General features: G+C 63.1%; 13 protein-coding genes and 1 pseudogene. 7 read left to right on the top strand and 7 right to left on the bottom strand.

Translation table 11 applies throughout. From position 1 onward, the window contains the following. Positions 1-259: 259 nt before the first annotated feature. On the bottom strand, positions 260-403 hold the full coding sequence (locus JCM25143_RS24225) for a hypothetical protein (protein ID WP_234395235.1): 144 nt from the start codon (positions 401-403) through the stop codon (positions 260-262). A gap of 101 nt (positions 404-504) precedes the next feature. On the opposite strand from JCM25143_RS24225, the gene JCM25143_RS19500 reads away from it, so the two are divergent. Then, entirely contained in the window at positions 505-1,182 is a 678-nt protein-coding gene (locus tag JCM25143_RS19500) for an ABC transporter substrate-binding protein (RefSeq protein ID WP_234395237.1), read from the top strand. Positions 1,183-1,205: 23 nt separating this feature from the next. Here JCM25143_RS19500 and JCM25143_RS22820 read toward each other — a convergent pair whose 3' ends face one another. The 4 genes from JCM25143_RS22820 to JCM25143_RS12755 all read right to left on the bottom strand — a co-directional run bounded on the left by JCM25143_RS22820 (position 1,206) and on the right by JCM25143_RS12755 (position 4,669). After that, positions 1,206-1,589, bottom strand: coding sequence for a rhodanese-like domain-containing protein (locus JCM25143_RS22820; RefSeq protein ID WP_035371298.1), 384 nt, complete (start codon positions 1,587-1,589; stop codon positions 1,206-1,208). Then, positions 1,537-2,877, bottom strand: a complete 1,341-nt coding sequence (locus JCM25143_RS21035) for a rhodanese-like domain-containing protein (RefSeq protein WP_081773582.1) — start codon at positions 2,875-2,877, stop codon at positions 1,537-1,539. Before JCM25143_RS21035 ends, JCM25143_RS22820 begins: the two co-directional genes overlap by 53 nt. Beyond that, positions 2,858-3,457 carry a cysteine dioxygenase family protein gene (locus tag JCM25143_RS12750; RefSeq protein WP_025861468.1) on the bottom strand — a complete coding sequence of 200 codons (600 nt, stop codon included), beginning with the start codon at positions 3,455-3,457 and terminating at the stop codon, positions 2,858-2,860. The genes JCM25143_RS21035 and JCM25143_RS12750 overlap by 20 nt, the downstream gene beginning before the upstream one ends. A 120-nt stretch (positions 3,458-3,577) precedes the next feature. After that, a complete protein-coding gene (locus JCM25143_RS12755; protein ID WP_025861469.1) occupies positions 3,578-4,669 on the bottom strand; it encodes an LLM class flavin-dependent oxidoreductase in 1,092 nt (363 codons plus the stop codon). 144 nt (positions 4,670-4,813) lie between these two features. On the opposite strand from JCM25143_RS12755, the gene JCM25143_RS12760 reads away from it, so the two are divergent. Further along, positions 4,814-5,716, top strand: a complete 903-nt coding sequence (locus JCM25143_RS12760) for a LysR substrate-binding domain-containing protein (RefSeq protein WP_234395239.1) — start codon at positions 4,814-4,816, stop codon at positions 5,714-5,716. Between the two features lie 3 nt (positions 5,717-5,719). On the opposite strand, the gene JCM25143_RS12765 is transcribed toward JCM25143_RS12760, so the two are convergent. Next, entirely contained in the window at positions 5,720-6,673 is a 954-nt protein-coding gene (locus tag JCM25143_RS12765; protein WP_148300139.1) for a hypothetical protein, read from the bottom strand. Then, entirely contained in the window at positions 6,616-7,554 is a 939-nt protein-coding gene (locus JCM25143_RS12770; protein ID WP_025861472.1) for a hypothetical protein, read from the bottom strand. The genes JCM25143_RS12765 and JCM25143_RS12770 overlap by 58 nt, the downstream gene beginning before the upstream one ends. 122 nt (positions 7,555-7,676) lie before the next feature. On the opposite strand from JCM25143_RS12770, the gene JCM25143_RS19515 reads away from it, so the two are divergent. The 5 genes and pseudogenes from JCM25143_RS19515 to JCM25143_RS19520 all read left to right on the top strand — a co-directional run bounded on the left by JCM25143_RS19515 (position 7,677) and on the right by JCM25143_RS19520 (position 11,147). Next, positions 7,677-8,294 (top strand): glutathione S-transferase family protein, encoded by a 618-nt coding sequence (locus JCM25143_RS19515; protein WP_234395241.1) that lies wholly within the window; start codon positions 7,677-7,679, stop codon positions 8,292-8,294. After that, complete coding sequence (locus JCM25143_RS12780; RefSeq protein ID WP_025861473.1) at positions 8,294-8,860, top strand: histidine phosphatase family protein; 567 nt, start codon at positions 8,294-8,296, stop codon at positions 8,858-8,860. The genes JCM25143_RS19515 and JCM25143_RS12780 overlap by 1 nt, the downstream gene beginning before the upstream one ends. A gap of 139 nt (positions 8,861-8,999) precedes the next feature. Beyond that, complete coding sequence (locus JCM25143_RS12785) at positions 9,000-9,215, top strand: CbtB domain-containing protein (protein ID WP_025861474.1); 216 nt, start codon at positions 9,000-9,002, stop codon at positions 9,213-9,215. Positions 9,216-9,264: 49 nt separating this feature from the next. Continuing rightward, a complete protein-coding gene (locus tag JCM25143_RS12790) occupies positions 9,265-9,981 on the top strand; it encodes a CbtA family protein (RefSeq protein ID WP_025861475.1) in 717 nt (238 codons plus the stop codon). A gap of 210 nt (positions 9,982-10,191) precedes the next feature. Beyond that, positions 10,192-11,147 (top strand): annotated as a pseudogene (locus JCM25143_RS19520) (MYG1 family protein). Positions 11,148-11,315: the final 168 nt, after the last annotated feature.

Raw genomic sequence — 11,315 nt, forward strand, 5'->3', positions numbered from 1 at the left:
GCGGGCTGTTTCCCTGAGAGAAGGGGCGGGGCGTTGTGCAAGCTGGCGCCGGACATGGCGGGGGCTCTCCATGGCTGTGCGGGTCTGATGCGGTAGCCTAGCCTTTTATACTCAATGAAAACGCATTAATTATATTAACATCACACTTTAGCGTGCTTTTGTTGAATGCCATAAGGTGGCTGGATAATCTGGCTGCATGAAACAGAACACACGCGATTTTTCTCCTGCTGTCAGGCGTGTCCGGCGGCGGGGGGTAGGCCTACTGGTAGCGGCTGGGCTGTGCCTGTCCGCCTTTGGAGCGGTGCGCGCGCAGGCCGAGCCGGAACTGATCGTGGCGGACCAGAAAGGGCAGCAGAAAGCCCTGATGGAAGCCGCCGGGGTTGACCATACAACCGGCTACCATATCCGCTGGGTGGAGTTTGATGCTGCCGCTCCCCTGTTGCAGGCCTTGGGTGCTGGCGCGGTGGATACCGGTATTGTGGGGGATGGCCCGTTTGTTTTCGCATGGGGTGCGGGGCTGGATGTAAAGGCTGTCTGGCGGGTGCCGCAGCACCAGCCGGCCGAGCCACGGCGGTTATCGCGGCGGATGGGTCGCCCATCACCACGCCCGCCCAGCTTTCGGGCAAGCGGATTGCAACCGGGCGCGGTTCTATCGGGCATTTGCTGCTGCTGCGCCTGCTGGCTACCGGGGCCATTCCAGCACCCGCGCCTGAACTTGTGTTCCTGCTGCCTGTACAGGCCAAGGCGGCTCTTGATACCGGGCGGGTCGATGCGTGGTCCACATGGGAGCCTTATGTGTCGCTGGCGGTGGTGGCCGGGCATGCGCATGTGGTGGCGGATGCGCAGGGGCTAATGCCTAATGACGGTTTTTTTGTCGCCAGTTCCACTGCACTTGCCGAAAAATCCGCGCAGTTGGCGGATTTTTATCATCGGGTTACCGATGCCTATAAATGGGGCATAGGGCATAAGGCTGATTATGTGCAGCTTTTCGCGCGCCAGACCGGCATGCCCGAGCCGGTAGCGGCAGCCGCGGCTGACAAGCTCATGGCAACGCCCGGCCCGGTTACAGCCCAGACAGTCAAGGCGGAGGAAGCTGTGGCCGAGGCGTATCGCGCAGCGGGCATGCTCGCGCGGGCGGATGGTTTTCAGGGTGCATTTGTGCAGGATTTTTCCGGCCCCTGAAAAACGGGGCCGGTTCGGCGGGGTTAAGCCCCGCCGAGTTCAGCCAGCGGCTGGCCGGGTGTGTAAACCGCAAAACCGTGTGTGCCATCGCGCTCAAGCTGCGCGACCAGACCGAACTCCCAGTCCAGATAGGCCTGCATGGCGGCGGCGGCATTGTCCGTGCTTCGTAAGGGCGTTTGTACACATCCAGCGGGGGAGAAAGCAGGCGTTCTTCCGCCAGATGTTTTTCCACTGGCAGTCCTTCGGCCTGCCAGCTGCGTGCCACCAGCCAGAACGCGTGCATGCCGTGCCTGTGTTTTCAGGGTTGCGGCGGCAATCCGTGCGGCAACGCCATCGGGCGATGTCAGCACAATATCATGCGCCTCGCGCAGGGGGGCGGGCCATGCGGAGGGCGGGAGCGACAGCACTGAAGGTGTTAGAAAAAACGCGCCGGGTATATGGGCTTTGGAAAAATCCGGCTGCTGGCCAGATCAATGAGCAAAGGTGGGTGGGGCGTGGCCAGTGCGGTGGCCAGTGCCTGCGGAGCCAGTTCTGGTGCGGGGTCGAGTGCCCGCGGGAGGCAGCGGGTTCGGCACCGTTTGTGCGAGGCAGGTCGCCCCAGTCATCCAGCACATGGACATGGCGCCAGCCGAGCTGGCGGAGCCAGTGTGCTGTCATGTGTGCCCGCACACCATCGGTGTCGGTCAGAACAAGGGTGGCATGGCGCACACCCACCCATTCATCAGTTGCCTGTATCAACTGCCCGCCCGGTGCGGAGCGGAACCCGGCTAGGTGCCCCGCCTCGTATTCGGCAGGGCTGCGGACATCCAGCCGGTAAAGCGTGCGGGTGGTGTCCGCCACCAGATCGCCAAGGGCCTGCGGGGTAATGCTTTGGACGCCTGTGGCCTGCGCCAGTGCCAGAGCCGAGCGGCGGGCCTGTTCGTGGTTTACGGCCGTGGGCGCGCCTGCGGTGCGTGTGGCACCGTGGTCCAGTTCAAACCCGGCCAGTGTCCAGCCTATGGTGCCGTTGCGCAGGGCATAGACCGGGTTGGGAATACCCGCATTGACCAGCGATTGCGCCCCAATAAGAGAGCGCGTGCGCCCCGCGCAGTTGACGATTACCGTAGTGGTGGGCGAGGGGGCCAGATCACGCACGCGCAGGGCCAGTTCGGCCCCCGGCACCGAGCGCCCCTGTGGGATGGACATGGTGGTGTATTCACTGAAGCGCCGGGCATCGAGAATAACCAGATCCTCGTTGCGGCGCAGGCGTTCATGCAGGTCCTCGGCGGGGAGGGATGGCGTGTGGCGGACATGTTCCACCAGTTCGCCAAAGGCCTTGGAGGGTACGTTGACATCAATAAACACCTCTCCTCCGCTCTGCCGCCAGCCTTCCAGCCCACCCTGCAGCAGAGAAACGGCGCTGTAGCCCAGTTCTGTCAGCAGTTCTGCGGCGCGCGGGGCCAGATCCTCGCCCGCGTCATACACGACAACCGGCACGTTTTTGCGCGGGATAAGGGCTGCAACCCGCTCCTCGATCCGGCCAAGCGGCAGGTTGACAGCAAAGAGCGGGTGCCCGGCGGCAAAGGGGGCTTCCTCGCGCACATCGAGCAGGGCGATTTCATGCCCCGCGCGCAGGGCCTCGCGCACGCCTGCGGCGTGGTGGAGGCTATTGCGGTGCGGGGTGGAAAAAGCGCGTTCATGCTGATCGCCTTTCATGGGAGCGGTCCCACAGGTTGGGGGTCTGCTGGCTGGAATAGCCGGAGATGAAGGGTTTCTCCGTTCCGGTTTGCGGGTCGTAGGTGGCGCGTGCTACGCCGCCGATATTGGCACCATAGACATGGATGGAAATGGAGGGACGGTCTTCCAGCGCATTGGCCACGCGGTGATAGTCGTTTACGCCTGGTGTCAGGGCGGCGACATCGCCGGGATCAAGAAACGTCACGTCTTCGGGCAGGAACTGGCCATCGGCTGTGCGGGTATACTGGGTTTCGCTCTCGCGCCCGCGCAGCATGCCGATAAGCCCCCAGACACGGTGATCATGCAGGGGGGTCTGCTGCCCGGGGCCCCAGACAAAACTCACGACAGAAAAACGCTCAAGCGGGTCGCAATGGAGTAGATACTGGCTGTAGCGTTCGGGGCTGGGTTGGGCGAAGGCTTCTGGCAGCCATGTATCCTGCGCCACAAGCTGGCGCAGCAGCTCCGTGCCTTCGCGTTGCAGGCGGGAGGGTTCAAGCCCGGCATCGTGCAACTGCGTGAAGCGGACAACAAAATTCCTGAGCGGGTCTGGTGTGGTCATTGGCCGGGGTACTGTCCTGTGCAAAAGGGCCTGAGTGAAATGGGGCCGGGTGCAGGAGACCATGCGCCCGGCCCGTTTGATCTGGCCTGTGGAGGGGTGGTGGGGCGAGACCTTGTTTGTTCAGGCCGCGTGGGTTGCGCCCTGTGCATCCTCACGGGCGACCAGTTCGCGCACGAGCGGGATAAGGTCGCGCCCGTATTCATAGGCATCGGGCAGGGGGTCGAACCCACGGATCAGGAAGGTGGAAATGCCAAGCCGGTAGTAATCCAGCAGGGCTTCAGCCACCTGTTCGGGTGTGCCCACCAGCGAGGTGGAATTGCCCTTGGCGCCGGTCAGTTCGGCAATGCCCGTCCACAGCCTGCGATCCAGCCTGCGGCCCTGAGCTGCGGCCGCCAGCAGGCGGCGCGAGCCTTCATTGGGGATTTCGCTCGGGCGTGCATAGCCGGTTTGCGCCTGAAGGGTGCGCGCGGTTTCCAGAATCCTGTCAGCGCGGGCCCAGGCTTCCTCTTCCGTGGCGGCAAGAATGGGGCGGAGCGAAAGCGAAAAGCGCGGCGAGCGGCCATGCCGGGCGGCCGCAGCGCGCACGCGGGCAACGGTCTGGCTTACCTGCTCATAGGTTTCGCCCCACAGGGCATAGACATCGGCATGCTGGCCCGCCACGGCAATGGCCTCTTCCGATGAGCCGCCGAAATAGACCGGAATGCCGCTCTCGCGGTACGGATGCACGCTCGCGTTAGCCCCCCGCACATCGTAAAATGCACCCTTGTAGGAAAAATGCGTGGTTTCAGACCATTCCTTGCGAACGATGTCGAGATACTCGCTGGTGCGGGCGTAGCGTTCAGCCTTGGTTGTGTGGTCGCCATCGGCCTGTAATTCCACATCACTACCGCCGGTGATGATGTGCACCGCAACGCGGCCACGGGTCAGGTGGTCAAGGGTTGCGAACTGGCGGGCGGCGATGGTGGGGGCATTGAAGCCGGGCCGGTGCGCGATCAGTAACCCAAGGTCAGGTGCTGCTGCGGCGGCATGCTGCGCGATGAGAATGCTTTCGGGCGAGTTGGAATGAAACGCCACCAGAGCACGGTCAAACCCGCCGAGTTCATGAATTTTTGCGGCGGTTTCGATATAGTGCGGGTTTACGGTGGGGCCGGTGGCGGGGATGATTTCCGAGTGGCTGCGGCTGTTGATGAAGCCGATGAATTCTACCGACATAGTGAAATTCCTAACGCACTAATATTTTATGGTAATTATAAATATAACACTTGCAAAAATGATTAAATCAAGCGAGGAATCGTCAAGCCGCACTTTGCCGCTGCTCATATGGCGTAGGGCAGCGCCCCGGCAGGAGAACAGGTTGTGTCTGATACCCCCCATGCGCCCAATGGTGTCGCGCTGCCCCAGCGCATGGCGCGCAACGTGCCCACGGAACTGCTGCGCTCCTTTGTTGCGATTGTGGAGGCGGGCTCCATGGCGCAGGCAACGGAAATGATTTTTCTTACCCAGTCCGCCCTCAGCCTGCAGATGAAACGGCTTGAGGACGTGTTGCAGCAGAAACTCTTCCGCCGTGATGGGCGGCGGCTGATCCTGACCCCCATTGGCGAGGAACTGGTCAACCATGCCCGCACCCTGCTGGCGCTGAATGACCGGATCATGCGCACTCTGGGGCAGGATCTTGAGCCAGATCCGATCTGTGTTGGTATGGTGCAGGATTTTGCCGATACACTCCTGCCCGATGTGCTGGAGCAGTTCCGGCTGGGGCACCCGCGTGCGCGGCTGGTTGTGCGGGTGGGTGGCTCTGCCGAACTGCTGGAAATGTTCGATCGCTCGCGGCTTGATCTGGTGCTGTGCCTCGGCCAGCATGGAGACCGCCCGGACGCCACGTGGGAGGTGGTGGGGCAGGACCGCATGACATGGATTGGCAGCGCGCAGAGCGCTGAATCGGCGGAGGTGCCGCTGGTTCTTCTTGAACCACCCTGCCGTTTTCGCGAGGCGGCTCTCAGGGTGCTGGGGCAGGCGCGGCGGGGTTACAGGCTGGTGATGGAAACCCCCAACCTGCCTGCCCTGCGGGCGGGTGTGCGCGGCGGCATGGGGGTGAGCTGCCGCACGCGGCGTTTTGCCATAGCCGAAGGCCTGCCGATGATTAGTGGCTCCACCCTGCCTGCCGTGCCGGGTATCGAAATCGTTCTGGTGCGCCGCAACAATCTGTCAGATGCGGCGAATGATCTGGCAAACCTGTTGGCAGCCGCAGCAGGGTCCTGATTTCTAGTCGACTTGTGGAGCGGGTTGTTGCGCCTGTGCTGCGGGCTCGGGTATGCGCTCGAAAATGAAAATGGTCTGCCCCAGACTTTCATAACCCTGTGGTGCGGGCAGGAAGGGGGCATAACGGGCTTCCTGTGCCAGCCGGTAGGGTAGCTTGTTACCAAACAGCTCGCCAAGGAAAGCGCCTTCCTGTGTACTATTCTGAGAATCCTGCAAGACACGCGGTGTTTTCAGGCCCCACTGGCTGCCTGTGTCTGCGGAATGGGGCAGATAGTCCCGTGCCCAGAAATTCGGCACGATCAGGAAACGGGGTTTACGTTCATCTATCTGTGCGAAAGGGGCTATGGATTCCGTAACACCGGGCAGGGGGTTGCGCCGTTTCAGGGCTATGGTGTCCAGCCGGGTCAGGTGCGCGTTCTGGGGCAGGCGGGGCAGGAAGGCATTGCGGCCATAGGCTTCGACCGCATCACCGGGTTGCACATGGGCGGCCATCCAGCGTTCGGCATCGTAGCGGGGGTCGTTTAGCATGGCGGCGTCCAACCCCGCGCAACGCCACAGAGCTGTTGCGGCCAGTCCTGCTAGCCCTGCCTGTGCTGCCAGCCGTAGGGCGGGGCGTCTGAGCCCCAGAAGCCACGCACAGCCCAGCCCGATATAAGGGGCGATAAAGAGCGATTGCGGCAGCAGAAAACGGTTATCCGTGCGCAGAGCCAGCATGTTGAAGAACAGCGTAAAGGACAGGGCTGCCAGTAGCGGCACCAGCCCGGCCACACGCAGGGCGGGTTGCGCGCGCGTGCTGCGCCACATCAGCACCAGTCCGGCTACGGCCAGAAGGGCTGTAACAGCGGGGTAGAAGCGCGGAAAATGCGCGATCATGTCAGCCATAAGCCGCACGCGGCCCGTTATGTCAGCCGTATAGGCCATGTAATCCTGACTGGCGGGGCCGCGCAGGAAAGCCATGCGGCGTGCAAAGCCGGAAGGTTGGTAATCGCGCCATCAACCAGCAGCAGCAGGCCCAGACTGATGGCTGCCCAGCGCAGCATGGGCAGCACAAGGGCCGGAAACCGCCGCCGGGCCGCCGGGTCAAGGGCGAGCGATAGCAGGAAAGAGGCAGGCAGGGTCAGAAGGAACACCGCATAAGCCTGATCCTTGGTGGCAATGGCGGCGGCGGCGGACAGGGCAGCCCAGCGCAGGCTGCGGATATCGCCTGCTATCAGAAAACGCATCCATGCCCACAGGCTCAGCACCGCCCAGAACAGGTATGGCCCATCCAGATTGGTCACCTGCCCGTAATAGACCAGACCGCCATCCAGCGCGCAGGCCGCCGCCGCGAGCAGTCCTGCCAGTGGTCCGGCTACAAGGCTGGTCAGCCGGTTGACCAGCAGCACTGTACCAACCGACATGAGCAGACTGAGCGCGCGTGCCGTAAACGCAAAGCTGGTCATGTAAGGCACATGGATAAACGTGCCGATAACCGCCTGCTGGCTGTAAGCCGGTGCATGGGCCAAGGCGATGCCCACCACGGGCAGGTTAAGCAGGGTGAGCCAGAGCATGTGCAGGGGCGGGTAGGTAAAAAACGAGCCCGGCACATAAGTCAGTGCCAGCCCAACCAGAAAATTGCGCGGGGCCACGCCGTCATCATCCCACCCGTCCGAGGCGGGTAGCCCCCAGCCCAGTCCGGGCAGACGCAGCACGATGGCCAGCACCACGATCCAGAACAGCGGCTTGCGCGCAGCGGTGACAAACCACTGGGCTAGCCGCCGGTTCCCGTGGGCGGGCGGTGTTGCGTGGTCTGTTGTGGCTGTGTCCGTGGGGGCGGCCGTCGGTTGTGTTTTGTTCACCAGTATGATCCAGCTTGGTCAGGGAGCGGGCAGGAGCGTGCGTGCCTTTGTTTCATCCACCTGATCCGGTGTAAAGCATTGTGCTGTCCTTGGTCCGTGCGGAAAAAGAACGGAGTCCGGTCATGATTCTCTATAACTGCCCGCCTTCGGGCAATTGTTACAAGGTCAGGCTGTTTGCCGCATTGAGCGGGCTTGAACTGAGCGTGCGTGATGTCGATCTGGCAGCGGGAGAGCAGCACCAGCCGTGGTTTGAGGCGCTCAACCCGTGGCAGCAGGTGCCCGTGCTGCACGATGGCGAGACGGTTTTGTGGGATTCACAGGCTATTCTCATCTATCTGACTGAGCGCCATCAGTTGTGGGAGTGGTGGCCACAGGAGCCGGGCGCGCGAGCGCGCGTGGCGGCGTGGCTGAGCGTGAGTGGCAACGAAATCCAGCATGGCCCGGCTGATGCACGGCTGGTGCGGGTTTTTAACGCCCCGTTGGATTACCCGCATGCCGTGCTAGCGCCGCCCGCACGCTGGAAACACTGGAAAAATGGCTGGCCGAACACCCATGGCTGGAGGCTCGCGCCCGACACTGGCGGAATGTGCGGCCTATCCCTATGTGGCGCTTGCCCCCGAGGGCGGTATTGCGCTGGACGCCTACCCGGCTGTGCGCCGGTGGCTGGCGGCTGTGGAGGCTCTGCCCGGCTATGTGGCGGTAGACGCATGACAAGGCCCCATGGCCTGCGTGCAGGCTGATGGCGATCCGGCTTTTCTGTCTGGCGTTGCCACCTGCGGCGGAAACCGCGCGCGGGGTTATTGCCTCCGGTGTGGATCTGACAGTGCCAGATTGCTGCGCGCTGCCGCCGCGTGTTCAGGTTTTATGCACCGCGCCGATGCAGGTTTTCTGCGCGTCTGACGAGGCTCCGGCTCTGGCCACCCTGCTGGAAAGTGCTGTGCAGGCGGGCAGTGTGGCCACAATACGCGGCTGTTCCGCCCTGCGTGGCCGTGATTTCGGGCAGTGGACAGGTATGGCTTTGTCCACCCTGCCAGTCGATGCCGTGCAGGCCCTGACGCAGGATGCAGATTTTACTCCGCCGGAGGGCGAAAGCTGGCGACAGTTTACCGCCCGGCTGATGTGCTGGCTGGATACGGCGGTGCCCGATGGCACGCAGGCCTTGCTGATGGCGGCCCCCTCCGTGCTGGTGGCTTTTATGCAGGGCATTGTCGCCCCCACAGCTACGGCCCCGCCTGATCTGGATATGGCTGCGGGCGCATGGCTTGCCCTGACCCGCAACTCACGCTGGCGGGTCAGGCTGCTGTAAGAAAAGGCAGGGTACGGGGTTGCGGTGTGTTATGTTGACAAGGCGCGCGTGATTCGTGTTTGTGAACCCAGTTTCCGGTTTTGTGGCCACCCTGTCGGGGGCGGCAGGCCCGTAATGATGACCGAAGGAGACCCAGTCCATGGCTACGGCAACCCTGAAACCCGCAGTGGCAGTTGCTCCCGTACCCGTTCCGCTCAAGGCCGTGGCGCCGTGGGCGGTGTTTGGCGCGCTGCTGTTTGTTGTGGTACTGTATTTTGTCGGGGCCGAGCAGGGCGCAACCGCACTGGTTTCCGGGCATGAAGTGCATGAATTCGTGCATGATGGCCGCCACCTGCTGGGCTTCCCCTGTCATTGATCCAGCATCCGCTCATGCTGTCTCCCTGCTGTAGCGTGGCCGTAGCATGATGATGGGTCGCCTTCTCTCACGCGGCATGCTTGCGGGTGTGTTCGCTGCTTTGCTGGCCTTTGTTTTTGCGCGTGTCTTTGGTGAACCGCAGGTCAATCTGGCCATTGCCTACGAGGCGGCGCAGGCCGCTCTGGCCAACGAGCCGCCCGAGCCCGAGCTGATAAGCCGGGGCGTGCAGGCGGGCTGGGGGCTGCTGACAGCCACCGTCTTGTATGGCGCGGCTTATGGCGGTGTGTTCGCCATTGTGTTCAGTTGCGTTTACGGGCGGTTTTCGCGGCTTTGCGCACGGCCTCTGGCGCTTTGGCTGGCTGTTATCTGCTGTGTTGTGGCGGTTGTTGTGCCCGGTCTCAAATACCCGCCCAACCCGCCTGCGGTGGGTGACCCCGAGACAATCGGTGTGCGCACGGCAGCGTATTTCATCATGCTGGGGCTGTCGTTCTGCTCGGCCATGATTGGTGTGGTGATTGCCCGCCATTTCGCACCCCGTCTGGGCTACTGGAATGCCAACGTGCTGGGCGTGCTGCTTTATGGCGTGCTGATAGCCGGGCTGTCGGCCTTGTTGCCTGATGTGTCTGAAGTGCCAGCGGATTTTCCTGCGCAGGTGCTGTGGCATTTCAGGGAATCCGCTCTGGGCATGCAGCTTGTGCTGTGGGCCGCGCTTGGGCTGGTGTATGGCGCGCTGGCGGAGCGGGTTCTGGAGCCAGCACGGGCCTGAGGCTCGTTTTCTGTTTTTTTGCGCGCGACCCCGGCGGCTTTGAGTGGCTTTGCTCCGGGGTGGCGGTTTTTCCGTTTTTTGATTTTCACGTAGTCGGCAGGTTTGTTTATGGCACAGCACACGCCCATTGGTCTGGATAATGCAACAACGCCCGTGCGGGCGCTGACCCATTCGGGTAATTTTCATGTTGATGAAACCCTGGGTTACGTTGTGCTGCATTACGCGCTGGCCCCGGAGGGAGACCTGCGCGGCCGCGTGCTGGGTACGGCCGAGCCTGACCGGCTTGTATTCGAACGCAGCCGCGACAAGGCCCGGATCGGGGCTGCGGATCTCGTGTTCGATGTCGGCGGGATTTATGACCCGCCCGCAGGCCGCTACGACCACCACATGCGCGACAAGCCCCTGCGCGAGGATGGCACCCCCTATAGTGCCGCGGGCCTGCTCTGGGCTGATTACGGCCGGGCGGCCATCCGTAACATCCTGTCCGCCACCATGGCGGCGGAAGGCGCACCGCTGGACGAGGCCCGGCTGAACGCCATCTGGCAGGGTGTGGACAAGGGGCTGGTGCTGCCTATCGACCTTGATGATAACGGCGTGGCCAAAATGGGCCGTCTGTCACTGGCCGAAATCGTATCCGCCTGTGGCCCCACATGGGATGCCACCGAACTGTTCGGCGCAGAGGAAGCTACCCGGCGCGAGACGGAAGGCTTTGCCAATGCCGCCGCCGCCGTTGCGGCCCATCTGGTTAATGCGGTGGAGCGCGTGCGCGCCAGCCAGAAGGCGGTTACCCGCGTGCTGGAGGCTTTTGCGCAGGCAGAAGACAAGCGCATCCTGCTGATGGAAACCGGCATGCCGACGGAAAAGGTCATTTTCGAGCATGACCTGCCGGTGGTGTATGTGGTTTCGCCCGCGCCGAGCGGGCAGTGGAATATCAAGCCGTGCCGCCCGCGCGTGGTGAGTTCGGGCAGCGCATTTCCCTGCCGGATGCCTGGGCCGGTCTGGACGGGCAGGCACTGGCCGAGGCTTCGGGCATTGCCGATGCGGTGTTCGCGCATCCTGCACGCTTTATCTGCGGGGCGGCCAGCCGCGAGGGTGCGCTGGCCATGGCCCGCCGCGCGCTGGAAATCGATGCAGCCAACAAGCAGGCGGCCTCTCCTGTAGCCTGAACGCACGCCGTTTGCGTCTTCCGCTCCCATGGGGCGGAGGGCGCTATACACGGCAGGTCGGTCGGCCTTATCATAAGCGCATGACGGCGGACGGGCTTTTTACAGGTCCGGTCAGGAGGCTGTGTGGCGGGTAGGCAGCGCGTGAAAACGCACACGGGGCAGGGCGGC

The sequence above is a fragment of the Acetobacter papayae JCM 25143 genome, from assembly GCF_000613285.1.
Lineage (GTDB): Bacteria > Pseudomonadota > Alphaproteobacteria > Acetobacterales > Acetobacteraceae > Acetobacter > Acetobacter papayae.

Excerpts from the sequence above, each read along its gene's own strand:
- JCM25143_RS12765 (WP_148300139.1), bottom strand. The coding sequence starts at position 6,673 with ATGGCTTTCCTGCGCGGCCCCGCCAGTCAGGATTACATGGCCTATACG.
- JCM25143_RS19515 (WP_234395241.1), top strand. The coding sequence starts at position 7,677 with ATGATTCTCTATAACTGCCCGCCTTCGGGCAATTGTTACAAGGTCAGG.
- JCM25143_RS12780 (WP_025861473.1), top strand. The coding sequence starts at position 8,294 with ATGGCGATCCGGCTTTTCTGTCTGGCGTTGCCACCTGCGGCGGAAACC.
- JCM25143_RS12750 (WP_025861468.1), bottom strand. The coding sequence starts at position 3,457 with ATGACCACACCAGACCCGCTCAGGAATTTTGTTGTCCGCTTCACGCAG.
- JCM25143_RS12755 (WP_025861469.1), bottom strand. The coding sequence starts at position 4,669 with ATGTCGGTAGAATTCATCGGCTTCATCAACAGCCGCAGCCACTCGGAA.
- JCM25143_RS19500 (WP_234395237.1), top strand. The coding sequence starts at position 505 with ATGGGGTGCGGGGCTGGATGTAAAGGCTGTCTGGCGGGTGCCGCAGCA.
- JCM25143_RS12790 (WP_025861475.1), top strand. The coding sequence starts at position 9,265 with ATGATGGGTCGCCTTCTCTCACGCGGCATGCTTGCGGGTGTGTTCGCT.
- JCM25143_RS21035 (WP_081773582.1), bottom strand. The coding sequence starts at position 2,877 with ATGAAAGGCGATCAGCATGAACGCGCTTTTTCCACCCCGCACCGCAAT.
- JCM25143_RS12785 (WP_025861474.1), top strand. The coding sequence starts at position 9,000 with ATGGCTACGGCAACCCTGAAACCCGCAGTGGCAGTTGCTCCCGTACCC.
- JCM25143_RS24225 (WP_234395235.1), bottom strand. The coding sequence starts at position 403 with ATGGTAGCCGGTTGTATGGTCAACCCCGGCGGCTTCCATCAGGGCTTT.